The 22,145-nt window shown below is 70.5% G+C and carries 26 protein-coding genes; 8 read left to right on the top strand and 18 right to left on the bottom strand.

Translation table 11 applies throughout. The features are described 5' to 3' along the window. From flgJ to flgG, 4 genes are read right to left on the bottom strand one after another with little or no spacing between them, the layout of a single operon-like run. Window positions 1-888 carry a flagellar assembly peptidoglycan hydrolase FlgJ gene (gene flgJ / locus ACWH49_RS17910; RefSeq protein ID WP_448172690.1) on the bottom strand — a complete coding sequence of 296 codons (888 nt, stop codon included), beginning with the start codon at window positions 886-888 and terminating at the stop codon, window positions 1-3. Window positions 889-890: 2 nt separating this feature from the next. Then, window positions 891-2,021, bottom strand: a complete 1,131-nt coding sequence (locus tag ACWH49_RS17905) for a flagellar basal body P-ring protein FlgI (RefSeq protein ID WP_448172689.1) — start codon at window positions 2,019-2,021, stop codon at window positions 891-893. A 38-nt stretch (window positions 2,022-2,059) separates the two neighbouring features. Beyond that, on the bottom strand, window positions 2,060-2,755 hold the full coding sequence (locus ACWH49_RS17900) for a flagellar basal body L-ring protein FlgH (RefSeq protein WP_448172688.1): 696 nt from the start codon (window positions 2,753-2,755) through the stop codon (window positions 2,060-2,062). Window positions 2,756-2,763: 8 nt separating this feature from the next. Then, on the bottom strand, window positions 2,764-3,546 hold the full coding sequence (gene flgG / locus ACWH49_RS17895; protein ID WP_056462633.1) for a flagellar basal-body rod protein FlgG: 783 nt from the start codon (window positions 3,544-3,546) through the stop codon (window positions 2,764-2,766). A gap of 182 nt (window positions 3,547-3,728) precedes the next feature. On the opposite strand from flgG, the gene ACWH49_RS17890 reads away from it, so the two are divergent. After that, window positions 3,729-4,937 (top strand): MFS transporter, encoded by a 1,209-nt coding sequence (locus ACWH49_RS17890; protein ID WP_448172687.1) that lies wholly within the window; start codon window positions 3,729-3,731, stop codon window positions 4,935-4,937. A 6-nt stretch (window positions 4,938-4,943) separates the two neighbouring features. Here the strand turns inward: ACWH49_RS17890 and ACWH49_RS17885 are convergent, their stop codons facing one another. The 7 genes from ACWH49_RS17885 to flgB all read right to left on the bottom strand — a co-directional run bounded on the left by ACWH49_RS17885 (window position 4,944) and on the right by flgB (window position 10,429). After that, window positions 4,944-6,194 carry an MFS transporter gene (locus tag ACWH49_RS17885; protein WP_448172686.1) on the bottom strand — a complete coding sequence of 417 codons (1,251 nt, stop codon included), beginning with the start codon at window positions 6,192-6,194 and terminating at the stop codon, window positions 4,944-4,946. A 4-nt stretch (window positions 6,195-6,198) separates the two neighbouring features. Beyond that, the gene (locus tag ACWH49_RS17880) at window positions 6,199-6,795 is read right to left on the bottom strand and encodes an ATP-dependent Clp protease proteolytic subunit (protein WP_448172685.1); all 597 of its coding nucleotides are present in this window, start codon (window positions 6,793-6,795) and stop codon (window positions 6,199-6,201) included. A 73-nt stretch (window positions 6,796-6,868) separates the two neighbouring features. Then, the gene (flgF, locus tag ACWH49_RS17875) at window positions 6,869-7,597 is read right to left on the bottom strand and encodes a flagellar basal-body rod protein FlgF (protein ID WP_056462624.1); all 729 of its coding nucleotides are present in this window, start codon (window positions 7,595-7,597) and stop codon (window positions 6,869-6,871) included. A gap of 25 nt (window positions 7,598-7,622) precedes the next feature. After that, a complete protein-coding gene (flgE, locus tag ACWH49_RS17870; protein WP_448172684.1) occupies window positions 7,623-8,876 on the bottom strand; it encodes a flagellar hook protein FlgE in 1,254 nt (417 codons plus the stop codon). Between the two features lie 46 nt (window positions 8,877-8,922). Continuing rightward, a complete protein-coding gene (locus ACWH49_RS17865) occupies window positions 8,923-9,573 on the bottom strand; it encodes a flagellar hook assembly protein FlgD (RefSeq protein WP_448172683.1) in 651 nt (216 codons plus the stop codon). A 23-nt stretch (window positions 9,574-9,596) separates the two neighbouring features. Further along, window positions 9,597-10,013, bottom strand: coding sequence for a flagellar basal body rod protein FlgC (gene flgC, locus ACWH49_RS17860; RefSeq protein WP_448172682.1), 417 nt, complete (start codon window positions 10,011-10,013; stop codon window positions 9,597-9,599). An 11-nt stretch (window positions 10,014-10,024) separates the two neighbouring features. Next, on the bottom strand, window positions 10,025-10,429 hold the full coding sequence (gene flgB, locus ACWH49_RS17855) for a flagellar basal body rod protein FlgB (protein ID WP_448172681.1): 405 nt from the start codon (window positions 10,427-10,429) through the stop codon (window positions 10,025-10,027). A gap of 153 nt (window positions 10,430-10,582) precedes the next feature. Between flgB and flgA the strand changes: the two genes are divergently transcribed. From flgA to ACWH49_RS17840, 3 genes are all read left to right on the top strand, one after another. Next, the gene (gene flgA, locus ACWH49_RS17850) at window positions 10,583-11,347 is read left to right on the top strand and encodes a flagellar basal body P-ring formation chaperone FlgA (protein ID WP_448172680.1); all 765 of its coding nucleotides are present in this window, start codon (window positions 10,583-10,585) and stop codon (window positions 11,345-11,347) included. A 108-nt stretch (window positions 11,348-11,455) separates the two neighbouring features. Then, complete coding sequence (gene flgM, locus ACWH49_RS17845) at window positions 11,456-11,839, top strand: flagellar biosynthesis anti-sigma factor FlgM (RefSeq protein WP_448172679.1); 384 nt, start codon at window positions 11,456-11,458, stop codon at window positions 11,837-11,839. A gap of 61 nt (window positions 11,840-11,900) precedes the next feature. Continuing rightward, a complete protein-coding gene (locus ACWH49_RS17840; RefSeq protein WP_056462612.1) occupies window positions 11,901-12,290 on the top strand; it encodes a hypothetical protein in 390 nt (129 codons plus the stop codon). Between the two features lie 16 nt (window positions 12,291-12,306). Here ACWH49_RS17840 and ACWH49_RS17835 read toward each other — a convergent pair whose 3' ends face one another. The 3 genes from ACWH49_RS17835 to ACWH49_RS17825 are packed head-to-tail and all read right to left on the bottom strand — an operon-like array spanning window position 12,307 to window position 13,895. After that, complete coding sequence (locus tag ACWH49_RS17835) at window positions 12,307-12,777, bottom strand: GNAT family N-acetyltransferase (protein ID WP_448172678.1); 471 nt, start codon at window positions 12,775-12,777, stop codon at window positions 12,307-12,309. A gap of 8 nt (window positions 12,778-12,785) precedes the next feature. After that, window positions 12,786-13,247, bottom strand: coding sequence for a protease inhibitor I42 family protein (locus ACWH49_RS17830; RefSeq protein ID WP_448172677.1), 462 nt, complete (start codon window positions 13,245-13,247; stop codon window positions 12,786-12,788). An 18-nt stretch (window positions 13,248-13,265) separates the two neighbouring features. Then, on the bottom strand, window positions 13,266-13,895 hold the full coding sequence (locus tag ACWH49_RS17825) for a pyridoxamine 5'-phosphate oxidase family protein (protein WP_448172676.1): 630 nt from the start codon (window positions 13,893-13,895) through the stop codon (window positions 13,266-13,268). A 62-nt stretch (window positions 13,896-13,957) separates the two neighbouring features. Here ACWH49_RS17825 and ACWH49_RS17820 point away from each other — a divergent pair, with 62 nt between their 5' ends. Continuing rightward, window positions 13,958-14,416, top strand: a complete 459-nt coding sequence (locus tag ACWH49_RS17820; protein WP_448172675.1) for a DUF3717 domain-containing protein — start codon at window positions 13,958-13,960, stop codon at window positions 14,414-14,416. On the opposite strand, the gene ACWH49_RS17815 is transcribed toward ACWH49_RS17820, so the two are convergent. The 4 genes from ACWH49_RS17815 to ACWH49_RS17800 all read right to left on the bottom strand — a co-directional run bounded on the left by ACWH49_RS17815 (window position 14,400) and on the right by ACWH49_RS17800 (window position 18,603). Further along, the gene (locus ACWH49_RS17815) at window positions 14,400-15,716 is read right to left on the bottom strand and encodes a saccharopine dehydrogenase family protein (RefSeq protein WP_448172674.1); all 1,317 of its coding nucleotides are present in this window, start codon (window positions 15,714-15,716) and stop codon (window positions 14,400-14,402) included. The genes ACWH49_RS17820 and ACWH49_RS17815 overlap by 17 nt on opposite strands. A gap of 46 nt (window positions 15,717-15,762) precedes the next feature. Then, a complete protein-coding gene (locus ACWH49_RS17810) occupies window positions 15,763-17,133 on the bottom strand; it encodes a HAMP domain-containing sensor histidine kinase (protein WP_448172673.1) in 1,371 nt (456 codons plus the stop codon). A 49-nt stretch (window positions 17,134-17,182) separates the two neighbouring features. Continuing rightward, complete coding sequence (locus ACWH49_RS17805; protein ID WP_056463194.1) at window positions 17,183-17,902, bottom strand: response regulator; 720 nt, start codon at window positions 17,900-17,902, stop codon at window positions 17,183-17,185. A gap of 101 nt (window positions 17,903-18,003) precedes the next feature. After that, on the bottom strand, window positions 18,004-18,603 hold the full coding sequence (locus ACWH49_RS17800) for a Spy/CpxP family protein refolding chaperone (RefSeq protein WP_448172672.1): 600 nt from the start codon (window positions 18,601-18,603) through the stop codon (window positions 18,004-18,006). 181 nt (window positions 18,604-18,784) lie between these two features. Between ACWH49_RS17800 and ACWH49_RS17795 the strand changes: the two genes are divergently transcribed. Genes ACWH49_RS17795 through ACWH49_RS17785 form a run of 3 tightly spaced genes read left to right on the top strand, consistent with a single transcriptional unit; the run spans window position 18,785 to window position 22,133 of the window. Then, complete coding sequence (locus tag ACWH49_RS17795) at window positions 18,785-19,153, top strand: hypothetical protein (protein ID WP_056462576.1); 369 nt, start codon at window positions 18,785-18,787, stop codon at window positions 19,151-19,153. Window positions 19,154-19,193: 40 nt separating this feature from the next. Then, a complete protein-coding gene (locus ACWH49_RS17790; protein ID WP_448172671.1) occupies window positions 19,194-20,894 on the top strand; it encodes a DUF418 domain-containing protein in 1,701 nt (566 codons plus the stop codon). 27 nt (window positions 20,895-20,921) lie between these two features. Continuing rightward, window positions 20,922-22,133, top strand: a complete 1,212-nt coding sequence (locus ACWH49_RS17785; protein ID WP_448172670.1) for an MFS transporter — start codon at window positions 20,922-20,924, stop codon at window positions 22,131-22,133. Window positions 22,134-22,145 lie beyond the last annotated feature (12 nt).

Raw genomic sequence — 22,145 nt, 5'->3', positions numbered from 1 at the left:
TCATGCCAGCGTCTGCGGCGCGCGCAGCGTGGCCTGCTGCAAGCGCAGCGTGGTGTTGATGACGCGGGTCAGCTTGGCGGCGTAGGCCGGGTCGGTCGCGTAGCCGGCCTTCTGCAGCCCCTGCGCGAAACCCTGCGCGTTGTTGCCGGCGGCGACGACCTGCGCATAGCGCGGGTTGTCCTTCATCAGTTGCGCGTAGTCGCGGAAGGATTCGTCGTAGCTCGCGTAGGCGCGGAACTTCGCCACCACCTTGCGCGGCTGGCCGTCGATCACCTCGGTCGTGACGACCCGCGTGACCTGGCCCTTCCAGTTCGCGCCGGCCTTGATGCCGAACAGGTTGTGCGAGTTGCTGCCGTCGGCATTGCGGATCTCGTGCTTGCCCCAGCCCGACTCGTGCGCCGCCTGCGCGACCATGAAGGTCGCGGGGATGCCGGTCTGCGCCTGCGCGCCGGCGGCCGATTGCTGGTGCATCCGCAGGAATTCTTCCTGGCTCGGATTGATCTTTGCCGCGCCACCCATCGGCGCGCCGGCCGCGCTCGCCGCGGGGATCGCCGCCTGCACGGCGGACGCGACGCCGTTCATCTGGCGCTCGAGCTGGCGTGCGATCACGTCGGCCAGACCGCCGGGCGCGCCGCTCATCTTGTTGGCGAACTGGGTGTCCAGCATCTCGGTGCCCATCTGCGTGCCCGAGTTCTCGAGCAGCCCGGTGCCCAGCGACGACTCGCGCATGCTCTTCATCAGCTGCTGCATGAACATCGCCTCGAACTGCTTGGCGGCCATGCGGATGGCGGCCTTGGGGTCGCTCGCCGCCCGCGCCCGCAAGGCGCTGCCGGTCGGATCCAGTGCGCCGGCGTCGCCGGTCGTCGCGGAAAGGCCGGAGATCGCCATGGTCAGATCACCTCGATTTCCGCGTTCAGTGCCCCGGCGGTCTTCATCGCCTGCAGGATCGCGAGCAGATCCTGCGGCGTCGCGCCGAGCGAGTTCAGCGCCTTGACGACGTCGGCCAGCTTGGTGCCCGCCGGCAGCTGGATCAGCGAGCCGGGCTCCTGCTTGATCGTGATGTCGGCCTTGTCGCGCGAAACCGTCGTGCCGTTCGACAGCGGGCCGGGCTGGCTCACCATCGGCGTCGAGTTGATCGTGACCGACAGGCTGCCGTGCGCGACCGCACAGGCGTTCAGCGTGACGGTCTGGTTGACGACGACCGAGCCGGTGCGCGCGTTGATCACCACCTTGGCGGCCGGTGCGGCCAGCTCGAGCGGCAGGTTCTCGATGTCGGCCATGAAGGCGACGCGCGCATCGGTGCTGACCGGCATGCGCACGCGCACGACGCGGCCGTCCAGTGCCTGCGCGACGCCGGCACCCATCTTGGCGTTGACGGCACGGGCCACTTCGCGGGCGGTGTTGTAGTCGTTGGCGTTCAGGTCGAGCTGCAGGTACTCGCCCTGGTTCAGCGGCGTCGGCACAGCGCGCTCGACGGTCGCGCCTTCGGGCACGCGGCCGGCGCTCAGGTGGTTGATCTGGACCTTGGAGCCGGCCGCCGAGGCGCCGGCGCCGCCGACCACCAGGTTGCCCTGGGCCAGCGCGTAGATCTGGCCGTCGGCGCCCTTCAGCGGCGTGGCGATCAGCGTGCCGCCGCGCAGCGACTTGGCGTTGCCGAGCGACGAGACCGTCACGTCGACCTGCTGGCCCGGCTGCGCGAACGGCGGCAGTTGCGCCGTCACCATCACCGCGGCGACGTTCTTCAGCTGCATGCTGGTGCCGGCCGGCACCGTGACGCCCATCTGCTGCAGCAGCGCGTTGATGCTCTGCGTGGTGAACGGGGTGGAGGTGGTCTGGTCACCGGTGCCGTCGAGGCCGACGACCAGGCCGTAGCCGACCAGCTGGTTGGTGCGGACCCCCTGCACCGAGGCGACTTCCTTCAGGCGCATCGCCTGGGCCGGGGCGGGCCACCAGACGGCGGCCGAGGCCAGCACCGCGGTCAGGGCGATCAGTCGGCGAACGATTTTGTCGGTGTTGATCATGGCGGGCCATCGGTTGATGAACCCGATTCTGAAGAACGCTAGATCGGGAGAACGTTCAAAAAGAAGCGTCCCAACCAGCCTATTCCCTGCGCATCGGCCTGCTGGCCCTTGCCGCGCTGCTCGATGCGCACGTTGGCGATCTGCGCCGAGGCCACGCTGTTGCCGGCCTGGATCGCGCGCGGGTCGACCTGGCCGGAGAAGCGCAGCACGTCGACGTTGTGGTTGACACCGATCTGCTTCTCGCCCGAGATCAAGAGGTGGCCGTTGGGCAGCACCTCGAGCACGGTCGCGGTGATGGTGCCGGAGAAATCGTTGCTGTTCTCGGTGCTGCCCTTGCCGGCGAAGGTGTTGCTCGACGTGGCGCCGAGCGTCGCGCGCGCCGGCGTGAACGAATTGGCGGCGAAGCCCGGGATCGCGGTCACGCCGGCCGCGAGGCCACCGGACTTGTCGATCGAGCTGGTGCTCTTCTGCGTGGCGCTGACCTTCTCGACGATCTGCACCGTCAAGGTGTCGCCGACCAGCCGCGCGCGGTGGTCCTCGAACAGCGGCCGGTACTGGCCGGCCTGGAAGATCGAGCCGTTGCTGATCGGCGTGACGACGACAGGCTCGGGACGAACCGCCTCGGTCTTCAGCACGTCGACCGGCGGGCGCTTGTTCAGACGCTCGCTGGCGGTCTCGCAGCCGGCAAAGGCGAGCGTGGCGACGGCCAGCGCGACCAGCGAAAGACGGATCATGGGCGCGCTCACAGCTGCGTCAGTCGGGCGAGCATCTCGTCCGAGGTCTTGATCGCCTTCGAGTTCAGCTCGTAGGCGCGCTGGGTCTGGATCATGCCGACCAATTCCTCGACGACGTTCACGTTCGAGGTCTCGACGAATCCCTGCTGCAGGATGCCCAGGCCGTTCTGCCCCGGCGTGCCGGGGTTCGGCGTGCCCGAGGCCGCGGTCTCGGCGTAGATGTTCTGGCCCAGCGGGTCGAGACCGGCCGGGTTGATGAAGGTCGCCGTCTGGATCTTGCCGACCGCCTGCGGCGTGGTCTGCGCGGGCAGCACCACGCTGACGGTGCCGTCGTTGCCGATCGTCACGCTGGTCGCGTTGGCCGGGATCGTGATGCCGGGCTGCACGGTATGGCCGTTGTTCGTCACCAGCTGGCCGGTGGCGTTGACCTGGAAAGAGCCGTCGCGGGTGTAGCCGGTGGTGCCGTCGGGCATCTGCACCTGGAAGAAGCCCTGGCCGCTGACGGCGACGTCGAGCGGGTTGCTGCTCTGCTGCAGGTTGCCCTGCGTGAAGCTGCGCGAGGTCGCGACCGCCCGCGTGCCCAGGCCGAGCTGCAGCCCGGTCGGCAGGGTCGACTGGTCGGTGCTGTTGGCCCCGGCCTGGCGCAGGTTCTGGTACATCAGGTCCTCGAACACCGCGTGCGACTTCTTGTAGCCGTTGGTCGAGGCGTTGGCCAGGTTGTGCGAGATGGTGTCCAGCTGGGTCTGCTGGGCCTCCATGCCGGTCTTCGAAATCCACAGGGAACGCATCATGGCGGTGCTCCGGTAATGCTGGCGATCATGGGCCGCCGCCGCAGAGCCGGATGAGCGGATAAGCGGGCGGTTTTCCGGTCACTTCCCGCCCGCCGGCGAATCGCCGCAATGGCCCTGGGACAACGGATCGGCCGGCGCGCATCGACAATCCGGGCGCCATCGCCATGCCTCGCAGTACGCCCATGAACGCCAAGACCTCGACCTCCGCACCCGACGGCCTGTCCGCGGGACTGACCTGGCTCTTCGCCATCGGCTGCGGGCTGTGCGTGGCAAACATCTATTTCGCGCAGCCGCTGATCGAGCCGATCTCGACCGCGCTCGACCTCCACGCCGGGCTCGCCGGCCTGGTGATGACGCTGACCCAGCTGGGCTACGGCGCGGGTCTGATCCTGCTCGTCCCGCTGGCCGATGTGATCGAGAACCGGCGCCTGATCCTGCTCGCAATGGGCGGCGCGGTGGCCGGGCTGGTCGGCGCGGCCGCATCCATGTCGGCCCTGACCTTCCTCGCGGCATCGTTCGTCGTCGGGACCTGCGCCGTCGCCGCGCAGGTGCTGGTGCCGTTCGCGTCGCACCTGGCGCCCGACGCGACGCGCGGCACGGTGGTCGGCAACGTGATGGCCGGGTTGCTCGCCGGCATCATGCTTGCGCGGCCGTTCTCGAGCCTGGTGGCGGCGGCGTTCGGCTGGCGTGCGGTGTTCGCCGTCTCGGCGGCCCTGATGGCCGTGCTGATGGTGGTGATCGCGCGTGCGTTGCCCGAGCGCGTGCCGCACGGGTCGGTCGGCTATGCGCGCACGCTGCAGTCCCTGCCCGGCATCCTGTGGCGCACGCCGCTGCTGCGCCGTCGGGCGCTCTATCAGGGCCTGATGTTCGCGACCTTCCAGGCCTTCTGGACGGCCGTGCCGCTCGTGCTCGCCCACCAGTACGGGCTCGGCCAGGCCGGCATTGCGCTGTTCGCGCTGGCCGGCGCGGCCGGCGCGCTCGCCGCACCCTGGGCGGGACGGCTGGCCGACCGCGGCCTGACGCGGGTGGCAACCGGCGTCGCGATGGCCACCGTGGCCGTGTCGTTCGCGATCGGCGCGGTGGCGGTGCACCTGCATTCGCTCGCCGGTCTGGTGGTCGCGGCGCTGCTGGTCGACGCCGCCGTGCAGGTCTGCCAGGTCCTGAGCATCCGCAGCCTCTACATGCTCGCGCCGGAACTGCGCGGCCGCCTCAACGCGCTGTTCATGACCTTCGTGTTCCTGTGCGCGGCGATCGCGTCGGGCTCCGCCGCGGCGATCTATGCATTCCACGGCTGGGACGGTCTGAGCCTGCTCGGCGGCGTGCTGGCGCTGCTCGCGCTCGCCGCCTACGCGACCGAGTTTCGGCGGCCCCGGGCGCTCGCGCCGACCTGACCGGCACTACGCCGCCGCCGGCGCGCCGCGGCGTGCCAGGGCCCGCACCCGGCTCAGCAGGAACACCGCGATCGTCAGGTTCAGCAGGTTCCAGCCGATGCCGTTCAGGAACGCGGCATGGTACGAACCGGTCAGGTCGAAGACCTTGCCCGACATCCATCCGCCCAGCGCCATGCCGAACAGCGTCGCCATGATCACGGTGCCGACGCGTGCGCCGGCCTCGGCGGCGGGGAAGTGCTCGCGCACGATGATCGCGTAGCTCGGCACGATGCCGCCCTGGAACAGCCCGAACAGCGCCGAGATCACGTAGAGCGACACGAGCCCGTCGAACGGCAGGAACAGCAGCAGCGCCACGCCCTGCAGCACCGAGCCGAGCAGCAGCGTGCGCAGCCCGCCGATGCGGTCGCAGATCAGGCCCGAGACGAGCCGGCTGACGATGCCGGCAGCGAGCATCAGCGACAGCATCTGCGCGCCGCGCGCGGCGCCGAAGCCGAGGTCGCTGCAGTACGCGACGATGTGGACCTGCGGCATTGCCATCGCGACGCAGCAGGCGACACCGGCGATGCACAGCAGCGTCTGGGCGTGGCCCATCGACAGGCCGAACGGGCGCGTCGACGGCACGACGCCGGTCTGGCGGGCCGCGGCGGTGGCCACCGCGATCGGCGGGCGGGGCCGCATCAGCACGGCCAGCGCCGCCATCGTGACGCCGCTGAAGATCCCGAGGCCGATGTAGGTGGCGCGCCAGCCGCTCGTCTCGACGAAATGCTGCACGATCGGCGGCCAGAGCGCGCCGCCGAGGTAATTGCCGCTGGCACAGATCGCCACCGCGATGCCGCGCCGGCGCACGAACCAGAGCGAGGTGTCCGCCACCAGCGGCGCAAAGGTCGTCGAGCTGCCGACCGCGCCGAGCAGCACGCCGTGCGCCAGCGCGAAGCCCGTCAGGCTGCCCGACAGCCCGGCGGCGACGAAGCCGGAGCCGATGCCGAACGCGCCGATCAGCACCACCCACATCACGCCGAACCGATCGGCCAGCTTGCCCATCGCCACGCCGCCGAGCCCGAAGCCGACCATCATCAAGGTGTAGGGCAGTGACGCGTCGGCGCGCGCGACACCGAACTCGGCCTGCACCGCCGGCAACACGACCGCGACGACGTACATCGCGCCGCTGCCCAGAGTCATCAGCGCCAGCGTGACCGCCAGGCGCGTCCAGGCGTAGCGCGAATCTGCCGCGTGAGTGGCGGTGCCCTCCCCCGTCACAGGATCAGGCCAGGTCTTTTTGCCGCTCGATCGTGCGCGCGACGATGCCGTAGGCGATCGCCTCGTCCGCACTCATCCAGTAGTCGCGCTCCATGTCCGCGGCGACCTTCTCGTAGGACTGACCGGTCTGCTTGGAGACCACGCGCGCCAGGCGCTCGCGGGCCTTGATGATTTCCTTGGCCTGGATGGCGATGTCGGTGGCCTGGCCACCGGCGCCGCCGGCCGGCTGGTGGATCATGAAGCGCGTGTTGGGCAGGCACAGGCGACGCTCTTTCGGCGGCGCCAGGAAGATGTGCGCGCCGGCGCTGGCGACCCAGCCGCTGCCGACGGTGGTGACCGGCGCGCGCACGAAGCGGATCAGGTCGAAGATCGCGTCGCCCGACTCGACATGCCCGCCCGGCGACGAGATCAGCATCGTGATCGGCGCTTCCGATTCCTCGGACAGGGCCAGCAGCCGGCGGCAGGTGGCGTACGCGACCTTGTCGTCGATCTCGCCGAACACGAGCACGAAGCGGGACTTGAACGCGAGCTGGTCTTCCAGCTTGTCGACCTTGGCGTCGGCCTTGGGCTGCTTGTCGTCGGCAGCGTTGATGAACGTCATGACTGGCTCCTGGAGAGGTCTGTGAAGACGAGTTTAAGCCGCCTCGAGAGGCGGCTCTTCCAGGAGGGTGGCGTCAGGTCGTGGACAGGAGCTGGGCCGCGGCCTTCTCGTCGGCCTCGGCCGTCTGGATCATCTTCATCTGGGCCTCGAACTGGCGCGCCGCCGCGATCATCGAGACCATCGACTCGACCGCGCTGACGTTCGAGCCTTCGAGCGCGCCATCCTGCACGCGCGCGGTGTCGTCGGCGGCGAGCGAGCCGCCGTCCGCGCCGCGGAACAGGCCGTCGTCACCGCGCTTCAGCGCGGTCTCGGGCGTGACCAGCTTCAGTTTGCCGATCGCCGTGTTCTTGCCGTCCGTGCCCTTGGCGCTGACGGTGCCGTCGGCGCCGATGCTGACCGCGGCGTTCGGCGGCACCTGCAGCGGGCCGCCGTCGCCGAGCACGGGCAGGCCGCTGCGCGTCGTCAGCGTGCCGTCGTTCGAGACTTCGAGCGAGCCGCCGCGGGTGTAGGCCTCGGTGCCGTCGAGCGCCTGCACCGTGAGCCAGCTGTTGCCCTTGACGGCGACGTCGAGGTTGCGTCCGGTCGCAGTGACCGGGCCGGCGCTGGCGTCGTAGCCGGTGGTCGTCTCGAGCGCGTAGACCCGGGTGCTCGCACCGCTGCCCTCCACCGGCACCGCGCGGAAGGCCTGCAGCTCGGCGCGGAAGCCTGGCGTCGAGACGTTCGCGATGTTGTTGGCGAGCGTGTCCTGGCGCTGCATCGTCGCCTTCGCGCCCGACATCGACAGATAGATCATGCGGTCCATCGCGAGCCCTCAGTCGATTGATCGATCAGCGCAGGTTGACCAGCGTCTGCAGCACCTGGTCCTGGGTCTTGATCGTCTGTGCATTCGCCTGGTAGACGCGCTGCGCGGTGATCATGTCGACGAGCTCGCCGGTCAGGTCGGTGTTCGATTCCTCGAGCGCGCCGGCCTGCAGCGCGCCGATGTTGCCGGTGCTCGGCGCGCCGACCGTCGGGTCGCCGGAGGCGTAGCTGCGCGCCCACATGTTGCCGCCGAGCGGGGTCAGGCCCTGCGGGTTGCGAAAGGTCGCGAGCTCGAGCTGGCCCGCGGCCTTGGCCTGGCCGTTCGAGTAAGTAGCCATCACGATGCCGCTCTTCTCCACGGTCACGCCCGTCAGCAGGCCGGCGGCGTAGCCGTCCTGGGTCATGTTGGTGACGCCGAAGCCGGAACCGAACTGGGTCGCGCCGGTCAGGTTCAGCGCGATGCCGGTGATCGGGAGCGTCGCGGCGCCGGCGGCATTGGTGGTCGACGGCACGTCGAACGCGACGGTGCCCACCGGCGAGGTCGGCGTGCCGCCGTCCGGCGGGAAGCTGATGGTCGTGATCGGCAGCGGGTTGCCCGCGCCGTCGACGTTGACCGACGCACCGTTCGCGGTCGCGTAGACGTTCCAGGTGTCGGTGGCGGACTTCTGGAAATAGTAGGTCAGCGCCACGTCCTGGCCCTTGGCGTCGAACACGGTGACCGAGGTCGCGTCGTTGTAGGTCTTGGCGTTCGTGAAGTCGATCTGCGGCGCGGTCGCGGGCAGCGTGGTCGCCTTGCGCGAATCGAGGTTCATCTCGACCGTGATGCCGCTGGTGGGGTTCGGATCGACGCCGCCGGTGGGCAGCTGCAGCGGCACGGCCGCGCCGGGCTGGATCGTGCCGTCCTTCGAGGCCGGGTAGCCGACCAGCTTCAGGCCGGTGTTGGTGGTCAGGTAGCCGTCCTTGTCGGCCTGGAACTGGCCGTTGCGGGTGTAGAGCGTCTGCGAGCCGTTGCTGACCTCGAAGAAGCCGTTGCCGTTGATCGCCAGGTCGAGCGGGCTGTCGGTCGTGGTGATGTTGCCCTGCGTGAACTGCTGCGTCACCGCCTGCAGGTTCACGCCGATGCCGATGCTGGTGCCGTTGATCGCACTGGCGTACATGTCGCCGAACTCGGCCCGCGACGACTTGGCGCCGATCGTGTTGGCGTTGGCGACGTTGTTGCCGATCACCTCGAGGTTCTTGCTCGATGCGTTCAGACCGGAAAGACCTTGCTGGAAGCTCATGGGATGTTCCTCGGGACAGGATGTGAAACGGTGGCGCGGCGCGCGCTCAGTTGATCGCCTTGACGGTGCTGTAGTCGATCGTGCCGTTGCGCGCCAGCTCGAGCTGCAGGCTGCTGCCCGAGGCACTGACGGCATTGACGGTGTCGCGCATCAGCGGCGTCGCGGTCAGCGACGTCGCGCCGCTGGTCGCGGTGACGCGGAAGCTCAGGTTGCTGCTGTTGTCGTAGGTGCCGGGCGCCCAGGCGAAGCCGTGCACGCCGCTGCTCTGCGCGCCGATGTTCATGGTGTCGATCACCTTGCCGGCCGGGCTCAGCACCTCGACCTTGACCGCGTCGGCCGGCGTCGTCAGCTCGAAGCCGCCCTGTGCGACGCCGTCGGCGATGTCGAGCTTGTTGCCGGGAACGATCACGTTCTTGCCGACCAGCGAGGCGCCCTGCAGCGTCTGCATCTGCAGGAACTGGCTGGACAGGCCCTGCACGCTGGTGTTGAGCGTCGCGATGCCGGTGACGGTGTTGATCTGCGCGATCTGGCTCGTCAGCTGCGCGTTGTCCATCGGGCTGAGCGGGTCCTGGTTCTGCAGCTGCGTGACCAGCAGCTTCAGGAAGCGGTCCTGGCTGCCGGGATCGTCGACGCCGCCGGCCTTGGCCGTGGTGTCGGTGCCGTTGATGTTGCTCAGGGTCGCGGAGGAGATGGCCATGGGGGCTACCGGTTGTCAGCGGCTCACTGGCCGATCTGCAAGGTCTTGAGCAGCAGGCTCTTCGCCGTGTTCATGACCTCGATGTTGTTCTGGTAGGAACGCGACGCGGAGATCATGTTGACCATCTCCTCGACCGCGTTGACGTTGCTGTAGGTCACGTAGCCGTCGGCATCGGCACTCGGGTGCTTCGGGTCGTGGACGCGGCGGCCGAGCGTCTGGTCCTCGCTGATCGTGCTGACCTTCACGCCGGCGGCCGTCGGGTCGTTCGCGTTCGCGCCCATCAACTGGGTCTGAAACATGACCTGCCGCGCCTTGTAGGCCTGGCCGTCGGGGCCGGCGACCGTGTCGGCGTTCGCAAGGTTGCTCGCGACGACGTTCAGGCGCTGGCTCTGGGCGCTCGCCGCCGAACCGGACACATTGAAGATGTTCATCATCGACATGACGTGCTCCCTTACTGGCCGGTGATCGCCGACAGCGTGGTCTTCACCTGGCCGCTGATGAAGCGCAGCGTGGCTTCGTACTTCACCGTGTTGTCGGCGAAGCTGGCGCGCTCGCGGTCCATGTCGACGGTGTTGCGGTCGAGGTTGGTCTGGCTCGGCGCCGCGTAGGCCAGCGTGCTGTAGGTGCCGCCGCTCGCGCCGGCCGCGATGTGGCCGGGTTGGCTCGCGGCCAGTCGGGCGGCGGGCTGGCCGGCGCCGGTGGCTTCTTTCAGCGCCTGCGCGAAGTTCATCTCGCGGGCCACGTAGCCGGGCGTGTCGGCGTTCGCGATGTTGCTGGCGATCAGGCGCTGGCGCTCCGAGCGCAGGCTGAGGGCCTGGGCCTGGAAGTCGAGCGAGTCGGTGAGTCGGTTCAGCATGGCGGCCTCTCGGCGGTGGTCTGCGGTGGTCGCACGGCGGCGATGTGAGCGGATTGTCAGAGCCGGTCCGCCACGACATAAGCGCGAATAAGCGCCGGTTGACCCTTCATTTCGCGGCCCTGTCGCCGACCGTGCGCCCCTAGAGTTCAGCCCATGCAATTCCGGCCCACCCTCGCCTTCGCCCTGCGCCACGCCCTGCGGCGCGTCGCCGCGCTGCTGGCCATGGGCGCCTGCGCCACGCTCGCGCTGGCCCAACCCCCTGCGCCGGTCGAGCCGAACGCCAGCGGGCTCGCCGGCGGCCTCGAACAGCAGGTGCGCCAGCTCGCGCTCGCCGGCAGCCAGACGGCCCAGCCCGGCGCCCCGCGCATCGAGGTGCAGGTCGGCCAGCTCGACCCGCGACTGCGCCTGGCGCCCTGTCAGCAGGTGCAACCTTATGTACCCGAAGGCACGCGCCTGTGGGGCAAGAGCCGGATCGGCCTGCGCTGCCTGCAGGGAACGACCAAGTGGAACGTCTATCTGCCGATCACCGTGAAGGTGTTCGGCACCGCGTTGACCGCGACCAGCGGCGTCGCGGCCGGCAGCGTGCTGACCGCTGCGGACCTGGTGACCGCGGAAATCGACCTGGCCGAGGACAACGCCGCGCCGATCACCCGCACCGAACTCGCCGTGGGCCGCACGCTGGCCCGCTCGCTCCAGCCCGGCCAGGGCCTGCGCCAGTCCCATCTGAAGGCGCGCCAGTGGTTCGCCGCCGGGGAGACGGTCACGGTGCTGGCGCAGGGCGACGGCTTCAGCGTCGCCGGGGAGGCGCAGGCGCTGAACCCCGGCATCGAAGGCCAGCCGGTCCGGGTACGCACCGAAAGTGGGCGCGTTCTGACGGGTCAGCCGGTGGGCGAGCGCCGGGTGGAACTCGGTCTGTGAACTCACTTTTCCGCGGATTCTCAGAAAACTCTAAAGTCGCCCTCGACCCGGGCCGATACAAGGTGCACATTGAACGGCCCGGCATCCACCCGGCCCCTGGAGAGCACCATGAAGATCGGCAATCCCGCAGACAAGCCCGCCCAGACGAATGCCACCCACGGCGTTCCGAACAGCCACGCGTCGGCAAACGGCATCGCCCATGCCCGCGGGACCCGGGGCACGGCAGCACCGGTGGCGACCGAGCCTTCGGCCACGACGCCCGTGACGACGCCGGTGACGGCGCCGGTGGCACCCGAGCCGAGCACGACGCTGGCCCTGTCGAACACCGCATCGACGCTGCTCACCACCGGTTCGACCCCCGAGTTCGACGCCGAGAAGGTCGCCCGCATCTCCAAGGCGATCGAGGACGGCACGTTCCAGATCAACCCCGAGGCCATCGCCGACAAGTTGATCGCGAACGCGCAGGAAGTGCTGACCCAGGTCCAGGCCTGACGCCCGGACCGCAAACGCCCTTTTCCGATCTGGATCCATCTCACCACGGACCCACACCCTCATGACCTCACTGGTCCCCGATCGACCTGCTTCCGAACTCGAAACCGCCCTCGCCGCCGTCGAACACCGGCTCAGCGCGCTGGGCATGGCCCTGTGCGTGCGCGACACCGTCGGCATCGACCTGCACGCCACCGAACTGCACCGCGCGCTCGCGGTGGCGGTCGATCAATTCGCCATCGCGGCGCGCCGCGGCTCGGTGCCCCCGGACTTGCGCCTGCGCCTGGTCAGCACCAGCGGGCAGGTCGCCGCGCAGCGCGAATCGCTCGCCCGCGCGACCGCCGCGCTGGACCGTGCGATCGACGTGCTGATGCCGCGCGAAAACTCGACGTCGCTGTACTCGACGCAAGGCAGCGCCGATCGCGCCGCGCGCGGCGGTTCGGTCCTCGCCTGACGGCCCGCGCGCCGGCTCAATCCGGCGCCACCCACAAGTCCTTCGCGAGCCGCACGCAGGCTTCGACGCCGCGGTAGTAGCCCGGCAGGGTCTGGATCTCGCGGTAGCCGAGCCGCGCGTAGAACGCGCGCGCGCCCTGGTTCGTGAGCCGCGCCTCGAGGTAGACCTGGCCGATCCCGGCCACCCGCGCCGACGCCTCCAGCCACGCCACCAGCGCCGCGCCGATGCCGCGGCGGCCGGCGTGCGCGCGCACCGCGAGCAGCAGCAGGTGGGCCTCGTCGTCGTGGTATTTCATGATGCCGAAGCCGGCGAGGTGACCGGCTTCGGGCGCGACGACGACATTCGTCGCCGCGTCCGCGATGCAGCGCAACACGCGCGGCGCGATCCAGCTCCAGCCCAGCCCCTGCTCGATCCGATCGCGCGACAACGCGGCGATCGCAGGCGCGTCGGCCCGCTCGGCCGGGCGCAGGACGAGCGCGGCCGTCATGCCGCGCCCTACTTCACCGTGACGTCGAAACTCACCGCCTGCAACGGCGCGTCGAGGCGATGCGGTCGGCGCAGCGCGAACTTCAACGTCAGCGCGCCCGGCGCTTGCGGCCGGAAGCGGAAGACCGTCGTGCCGTCGGACTCGAGCGGGTTCACGTCGCGCGCGGTGCGCTCGAAGCGCGAGCCGATCGGCACCAGCACGCCGGGCCCGAGGTCGACCACCGACCATTCGAAGTTCTGCGCGATCGACCAGGCCGAGTTCGGCAACTCGACGCGCAGCTCCTGGGCCTGCGCGACGACGACGCGGGCACCGTCGCTCGCGCTCGTCACCGTGACGGCGCTCCTGCCGGGCGCCTCGACGGTCGCCGGGGGGACCGGCAGCTTCGGCTTGTCGCCACTGGCGCAGGCGGCCAGCAGCACGAACGGCACGCACAGCGCGAGGGGGCGCCAGGCGCGCGGAATGATCGTCATTCGGACTTCTCCATCGAATCAATAAAGGCTGGTCTTCAGGCGCGCCGGCAATGCGCTGTCGTAGGCCGCGCCGTCGATCTCGCCATGCGTCAGCGCGGCCAGCATCTGCCCGGGCGTCGGCAGGCTCTCGCGTGCCACGTGACGCGACGGATCCCACAACGCGGAGCGCACCAGCGCACGCGCACACTGGAAGTAGACCGTCTCGACCTGCACCACCATCACCGAGCGCGGCCGCTGGCCGTCCACCTCGAAGCGCGCCAGCAGTTCGGGCGCGATGCTGAGGTGCGCGCGGCCGTTCACGCGCAGCGTCTCGCCGACGCCCGGCACCAGGAACAGCAGCGCGACCCGCGGATCGCGCAGCACGTTGCGCAGCGTGTCGGTGCGGTTGTTGCCGCGCCGATCGGGAAGCCACAGCGTGTGCGCGTCGGGCGCCACGACGAAGCCCGGCGCGTCGCCGCGCGGCGAGACATCGAGCCCTTCCGGCCCGGCGCTGGCCACCACGACGAACGGCGAGGCCTCGATCAGCGCGCGGTAGTGCGGGTGCAGGTGATCGGTCTCCTTGCGGATCGACGCCTCGCCCGGGCTGCCATAAAGGGCGGCGAGCGTGTCCAGGTCGTCGATGCGGTGTTCGGCGGGCGTCGGGGTCATGGTCAAAGGGTATCAAACAATGCCGGCAGTGCGCGCTATCCTTGGCGCCCCGCTGGAACCCCATGGCCGCCATCCACATCACCGACATCGAGTCCGCCATCAACTGGTGGCGCGAGCGCTCGCCCTCGCCCGACGGGGTCACCGCCTGTGCGGAGGTGCGCGCCCTCGCGACGGTGTACGGCCTGATGGTCTACTACCACGAGACCGAGTGCGACGAGGCGACGATGCCCGCCAAGGCGCGCGACGCCTGGCTGGGCTGGTACGCGACGACGCCCGACGCACCGTGCATCGCGATCTGCTCCACCAGCCAGGGCGACGACATCTGCAAAGGCTGCGGCCGGCGCTTCGACGAGGTGCAGCACTGGCCGGTGATGACGCCCGCCGAGAAGCGCGCAACCTGGCGCCGCATCACGATGGAAGGCAGCGCTTGGCGCTTCAACCGCTATGCCGAGCGCGCTGCCGAAGGTGCGGCCGAACGCCCCGCCGAGCCGGCCGCCGCGCCGCTCACGCCACCACGCTGAACGTGACGCCGGCGCTGCGCAGCGCCGCGACCGCCTCGATCCCCAGCCCGGTGGCGGGCGTGACGATGCCGAAGTGCGGCGTGCGCCCGAGCTCGCCGCGCGCCAGGCCGACGCCTGCGCTGACCATCATCTCCGGCGTCGAGCGGTAGCCGGGGTGGCCCTGCGCCTCGACGCGGCCGCGCAGGCGCTGGCCGCTGGTCGAGGTGGCGAACAGGTCGAACGCGTATCCGCTGCCGGCCAGCATCGCCTCGCTGGGGCCGACGCCGGGCTTGGGCGCGAACGCGTCGATCAGCTTGCGCAGCACGCCGCGCTGGAAGCTCAGCGGCCCCGAGACCGAGGCACTGAGGCTGGCCAGCGGCGCCGCGATCGACGCCGCCGCGGCCCACTGCATCGGCAGCGTCGCGGCCCGCGGCACCAGCGCGAGCTTCGGCACCAGACTCGCCATGTCGGTCGCCTCGATGTAGCGGAAATCCGGCGCGAACAGCGCCGGGTCGTTGGCGAGCGCGACCGAGCGCAGCACGACCGGCGGGTTGATGAACGGCGCCGGGATCGTCGGCGCGACGACGGCCTGCACGTCGCTGTCGTACTGCGGCACGAAGCGGTAGGCGTTGCGCTCGGCGACGGCCGGCGCATCGGGGGCGTCACGGGGCAGCAGGCAGGCCGGATTGCGCACGCTGTCGGTCGTGTCGAGCTCGAGCAGCATCCGCATCGAGCCGACGGTGCCGCCGCTGACCGCATCGCGCGCGCTGGTGATGCGCTTGCCGGTGAAGCTGACCACCAGCTTCAGCTCGCGGCACGCTTCGCCGGTGCGCTGCTGCAGCTCCTGCGCGCCCCACAGCACGGCCAGGTCGAACGGCAGCGCCTCGTAGCCGCAGCACGCGATGATCTTGACCTTGGCGCGCTGGGCGGCGCGATGGTGGCGCTCGATCAGCTGCCGCACCCAGAAGGTCTCGCCGGTCAGGTCGAGGTGATGCGTGCCGTGTGCGATGCAGGCCTGCACGACCGATTCGCCGGTCAGCGCGTACGGACCGGCGAGGTTGAGCAGCACCTTCGTCTGCGCCGCCAGCGCCTGCAGCGAATCCGCCTGTTCGGCATCGGCGACCACGATGCCCGGCTGCGGCGCGGCCGGCGGCACCAGCTCCCGCACGACCGCCTTCAATCGCTCGACATTGCGGCCGGCCACCGCCCAGCGCAGCGGCCTCTCGGCCGCGCGGCGCGCCAGCGCGAGCACGGCCTGGCGGCCGGTGAAGCCGGTCGCGCCGAACACGATCACGTCATAGGGTTTCGCAGCTGCTGCCATGGTGTCGCTCGGCGGGGGTCGGGCGACGAGCTTAGCGCAGCGCGAATCAGCCGGGTGCCGCAGTCGCCGCGAGCGGCATCGTCAGCACGAAGCAGCTGCCGCCGCCGTCGCGCCCTTCACAGCGCACGCTGCCGCCATGGCGCTCGGCGATCTGCTTGACCAGGCTCAGGCCGAGGCCCACGCCGCCGGCCTGCTCGGCATGCCCGGGCATCCGGAAGAACGGCTCGAAGATGCGCTCGCGCATCGCCTCGGGCACGCCCGGCCCGCGGTCGCAGACCCGCACTTCGGCGCGCGCGGCCGGGCCGTCCCTGCGCGACTCGACCCGCACCTCGACCTCGCGCCCGCCGTAGCGGCGCGCGTTCTCCAACAGGTTGCGCAGCGCGCGGCGCAGCAGCCGGTCGTCGCCGTCGACACTGGTCGGCTCGCCGTCGACCGCGGCGTCGACGCGCGCGGCCTCCTCGGCGGCCATGCCGAGCAGCTCGACCCGTTCGTCCTGACCCGGCGTGGGCGATGCATCCAGGCGGCTGGCCAGCAGTACTTCCTCGACCAGCGCATCGAGCTCGGCCACGTTGGTGTCGATCTCCTGCTTCAGCAGCGCGCGCTGCGCCGGTCCGGCGCTTTCGAGCATCGACACCGCCATCTTCATGCGCGCCAGCGGCGACCGCAGCTCGTGGCTCGCATTGGCGAGCAAAGACTGGTGCGAGCGCACCAGCGCCTCGACCCGCGCGGCGGCGACGTTGAAACTCGACGCGACCGCGGCGACCTCGTCATGCCCGGTCACCTGCACGCGGTGATGCAACTGGCCGGCGCCGAACTGCTCGACACCCTGCTTCAACGCCTCGAGCCGGCGGGTCAGGCGGCGCACCACCGGGTAAGCACCCGCGGCGACCGCGACGAACAGCATCACCAGCACGGCAACGAGACCCACGCCCTGCCAGGCCGGCGGGATGAACGGCAGGAACGGCGGGCGCCCCGACAGCTCCTCGCCCGGCGGCCCGGGTGGTCCGCCGTGGCCCATCGCGCCGCGCGGCCGCGCAAATCCCGGGCGCATGATCCACAACGTGCGCCCGTCCTCCAGCCGCACCGCGAGACCGCGCTGCACGCCTTCGGCCAGGCGCCGCCCGAACGATTCGGACTGGGCAATGCGTTCGCCGCTGGCGCTGTCCAGCGCGAGCGGCAGGCGCAGGCGCTGCGACCATTCGCGCAACGCCGCGGCCTGGTCCTCGGCCGGCATGTCGTGACCCGGCAGCGAGCGCTGGATCAGTTCGCCCCAGGCGCCCATGCGCTCGGTGAGCACGCCCTCGGCACGCACCCGCTCCTGCTCCATGTGACGCTGGAATACCCAGCCCGAGGCCGCCGCGAACAGCAGCAGCACGACCACCACGGTAGCGTAGATGCGCAGGTAGAGGTTGTTCACCGACGCCCCGGCGCGGCGGACCGAACGACGCTCGCCGCCGCACTGGCCATCAGGACTCGCGGGCTTCGTCGGCGTCCTGCTTGCGCGCGAACACGTAGCCGGCGCCGCGCACCGTGAGCACGCGCCGCGGCAGCTTCGGGTCGTCCTCGATCACGGCGCGGATGCGGGAGATGTGCACGTCGATCGACCGGTCGAAGGCTTCCAGCGGGTGGCCCTTCAGCGAGTCCATGATCTGGTCGCGCGAGAGCACCCGGCCGGGGCTTTGCGCCAGCACGACGAGCAGGTCGAACTGGTGACCGGTCAGGTCGCAGATCGTGCCGTCCAGCCGCGCGACGCGCGCGCCGAGGTCGACCTCGAGCCGGCCGAAGCGCAGCACGTCGTCACCCGCGGGCTGCGGCGAGGCGCGACGCAGCAACGCCTTCACGCGCGCCAGCAGCTCGCGCGGTTCGAACGGCTTGGGCAGGTAGTCGTCCGCGCCCAGCTCGAGACCGACGATGCGGTCCATCGGCTCGCCACGCGCGGTCAGCATCAGCAGCGGCAGGTGGCGATGGCGACTGTCGCCGCGCAGTTCGCGGCACAGATCGAGGCCGTCGCCGTCGGGCAACATCAGGTCGAGCACCAGCGCATCGTAGGGCTCCGCCGCCAGGCGCTCGCGTCCCGCGGCGAGCGAGCCGGCGGTCTCGACCTCGAAGCCGGAGCCGCGCAGGTAGTCGCCGACCATCGAGGACAGCCGGGCATCGTCGTCGATCAGCAGCAGGCGGGCGGTCATGGCGTGGGCGACGTGGGTCGGTTGGAGCGTGGACATCACCGCGCTCTGCAACGCGAGCGCGGCCAGGCCACTGGCGGGGGCGAGCATAGCCTTGGGCGAATTCATTTCGGCGCCGGGGGTTGTTGCTGGCCACGCGGCGAGTGCTCGCGCTGCATGCGCTGCATGCGGTCCTTCATCATCGCGTGCCGCTCCTTCATGCGCTCGCCGAGCTTGGCACGCTGCTCCGGCGTCAGCACGCGGGCGACGTCGAGCATCGCCTGCAGCATGCGCTTGCTGGCCTGGTCGTGTTGGGCGGTCATCTGCTGGCGCAGCGCTTCGGCGGCGTTCGCATCGACCACCGGCGCGGTGACGATCTGCAGCCCGCGCTCGTGCAAGCCGCGACCGGCGTCGTGCTGCGCCTTCATGTCCGCCGCGGCGGCCGTGGCGATCTGCTTGATCTGGACGCGCTGGGCGTCGGTGGCATCGAGGCCGTCCAGCATGCGGTCGACGGCGCGCGCGACATGCTCGGGGGAACCGCCGAACATCATCATCCCGCCGCCAGGCCCGGCGCCCATGCCCGGACCATGGTGGCCGGGGTGGCCCTGCGCCAGCGCCGGCAGCGTCAGGCTGGCCGCGGCCGCCGCGAGCACGCCGAACGCCAGCAGACGCCACAGCTTCATCGAACCCTGGTGTGGCCACGCGGCCACCTTGATGTCACGCATCGAAATTTCTCCCGTGGATTGCAGGCAGATGGCCCGTGCACGAATGCTCGGCCGGACCGGTGAAGACGGCTTGGCTACGACGTAAAGAACTGTGAACAACGTCAGAATCCGTGGCGACCCCGGGCCGTGGCAAGATCGCGCCACACGACGGCCACGCGCCACGACATCGCAGGAACCCAAGATGACGAAGACCGCCGCAGCACTTCTGGCCGCCACCCTCCTGGTGGGCGGCTGCGCCTGGAACGACCCCGCCCCGCGCGAGACGATCGTCCGGGCGATCCCGCCGCGCAACCACGAGTCGTCGATCACCAACTACTTCGACGCGACCGCCAAGGGCATCGACCCGAACCGCGAGCTGATCATCGGCACGCCCCAGCGCGGCGCCTGCCCGATGGGCGGCAACAGCGGCGGTTATGTCGGCTGGGTCGTCCCGGTCGAGTACAAGACCCGCACCAAGGACAGCGCGACCGTGACCGTCACGCGCTACTTCTTCTGGTTCAGCGACGAGGTGATCCGCGGCGTGACGCGGCGGATGGAAGTCTGCCCGTGACCTGACGCCGGCCGGCGTCACGGCGCCACAATCGCGCACGATGGATGCCCCCCTGACCGATCCGGCGCCCGCGGGCGCGCCAGCGAAGGCATTCGCGCCCGTCGACGCGGGCCAGCGCATCGAAGCGCTCGACGCGATCCGCGGATTTGCCCTGCTCGGCATCTTCCTGATGAACGTCGAGTTCTTCAACCGCACGATCGGCACCATCGGCCAGGGCATGCCGCGCAACCTGAGCGGCCCGGATTGGTGGGCCGGCTGGTTCGTCGCGTACTTCGTGCAAGGCAAGTTCTGGACGATCTTCTCGCTGCTGTTCGGCATGGGCTTCGCGGTGATGCTGGTGCGGGCCGAGCGCGCGGGGCGCGCGTTCATCCGCTTGTACTTGCGACGCATCCTCGCGCTGGCGGTCATCGGCGCGGTGCACTTCATCTTCATCTGGGAAGGCGACATCCTGTTCAGCTACGCGGTCGGCGCGCTGTCGCTGCTGATCGTGCTGTACGGCAGGCCGCGTCCGATCCTGATCGGCTGTGCCGCGCTCGCCGGCCTGGGGTTCATACCGGGCCTCGACGGCTGCTTCGCGATCGCGGGCGGCGTGGCCGTCGCGGGCGCCGTCGCGCTGTACCTGCGCGGCACGTGGCGCGTGCGATGGCGTGGGCGGTCCTGGCCGTTGTTCTCGTTCATCCTGATGGCCGCCGGCCCGGTGGTTTCGCTCGCGGCGCTGGTGGTGTGGGTCGTCCCCAACGGGCCGATCGGACCGCGCCTGCCGCTGACGATCATGGGGCCGCTGCTGTTCCTGGCGGGCTGGCTGTCGTGGAAATACCGCCGGCCCGCGCGACTTCGCGTGCTGCGCACGGCAGTCGGCATCTACCTGTTCATCTCGACCGCCATGATCTCCGGCGGCGTGCTCCAGCGCTTCGGCCCCGATCCGCTCCAGTGGCCCGTTCCCACATCCGCGGCAACCGCTCCTGCACCGGCGGCGGCCGCCGCTTCCGTGCCGGCCCGCGTGGCCGAGGCGCGCGCCAAGCGCGAGGAGCAGCTGGAGCGCAACCGACGTCGCAACGCCGAGGAGCTTGCCCTGTTCACGCACGGCAGCTACGCCGAGACGGTGTACTGGCGCGCCGACCGCTTCATCGACAAGGCCGCGGGGGATGCCGGCTTCGCGGTGCTGCTGACCGCGATGTTCCTGCTCGGCACCTGGTTCGTCCGCTCCGGGTTGATGGAGAACACCGCGGCGCACCTGCCGCTGTTCCGCCGCCTCGCGCTCTACGGATTGCCGGTCGGCATCGGCATCGGCCTGCTGGGCAGTGCCATCGCGATGTCGCACACGCCTGGCGACCGCCTGGATGGCTGGGGCATCGCCAGCGGATTGCTGTTCCTGGGCAACCTGCCGGCGTGCCTGGGGTATGTCGGCCTGATCGTCGTGATGCTGCACAGCCGGGGCCCGTGGTCGCACGTGCGACTGCTTGCACCGATGGGGCGCATGGCGCTGACGAACTACCTGATGCAATCGCTGATCTGCATGACCTGGTTCTACGGCTTCGCCGTGGGCCACTGGGGCATGCCGCGCGCGCAGCAGCTGGTGTTCGTCGTGCTGGTCTATGCGCTGCAGGTGGCCTTCAGCCACTGGTGGCTCGCGCGCTTCCGCTACGGGCCGATGGAGTGGTTCTGGCGCGGCTTCACGTACCGCCAGGTGCCTCCGTTCCGGATCGGTGCGAGGACGCCGCAGCCGCCGCACCCGGCTTGACGGTCGCCCCGCCGCCCCCCGCACTGCATGACGCCCGCCGATTTCTCGTTCCGCCGCATCGCCGTCTCCGCGTTCGCGCCGTCGCTGCTTTTCGGACTGGGCGAAGGAGCGATCCTGCCGGTCATCCCGCTGCGCGCCCGCGATCTCGGCGGCTCGGTGGCCGAGGCCGCGCTGGTGGTGACGCTGATCGGCGTGGGCTCGCTGCTCAGCAACATCCCGGCGTCGCTGCTGACGATGCACCGCGGCGAGCGTTGGGCGATCGTCGCCGCGGCGGTGTGGTGCGCGCTGGCGATCGGGCTGTCGGCGTGGACCAGTCAGCTCGCCGTGTTCGCGCTCGGCTGCTTCATGGTGGGAACCTCGCAGGCCGTGTTCGGTCTCGCACGCCAGAGCTACCTGACCGAGGCGGTGCCGCCGCAGTTCCGCGCGCGGGCGATGTCGATGCTGGGCGGCTCGATGCGCGTTGGCCTGTTCATCGGCCCGTTCGTCGCGGCCCTGGCGATCCACGGTTACGGGTTGCTGGGCGCATTCGCGGTGGGCGTCGTCGCGCTGCTCGTGGCTGCCGTCGTCGCGGCGCGCATCCCCGATCTCGTCGCCCCGCCGGACGAGCCGGCGACCGAGGTGGCGACTGCGCCGGGCGCGGCGCCCTCCCTGCGCTCGATCCTGCGCGACCACCATCGCCTGTTCGTGACGCTCGGCATCGGCGTGCTGCTCGTCAGCGCGGTGCGCGCCACGCGCCAGGTGGTGATCCCGCTGTGGGCGGACCACCTGCTGCTCGCGCCGTCGCTTGCGGCGCTGATCTACGGCGTCGCCGGCGGCGTCGAGCTGCTGGTGTTCTACCCCGCCGGCAAGGTGATGGACGTGAGGGGCCGGCGCTGGGTCGCGGTGCCGTCGATGCTCGTGATGGGCCTGCCCTTGCTGCTGATGCCGCTCACGACCGGCGCCGCCAGCCTGCTGCTCGCCGCCTGCGTGATCGGCTTCGGCAACGGCATCGGCTCGGGCATGGTGATGACGCTCGGTGCCGACCATTCGCCGCGCATCGGCCGCGCCCACTTCCTCGGCGTGTGGCGGCTGATGTCGGACATCGGCGCCTCCTGCGGCCCCGCACTGCTGTCGTTCGTGGCGGCGACGCTGTCGCTCGGCGCCGGCGTGGCCATCACCGGCGTGATCGCACTCGCCGCCGCCGCGCAACTCGCGTACTGGATTCCGCGCGCGGAGGCGGCGCGGCGGCCGTTGCGCTGACCGCCCCCCTGT

This window comes from Rhizobacter fulvus, from assembly GCF_964020785.1.
Note: the sequence above shows the minus strand (reverse complement) of the source record. Positions and strands in the feature narration are given on the sequence as shown.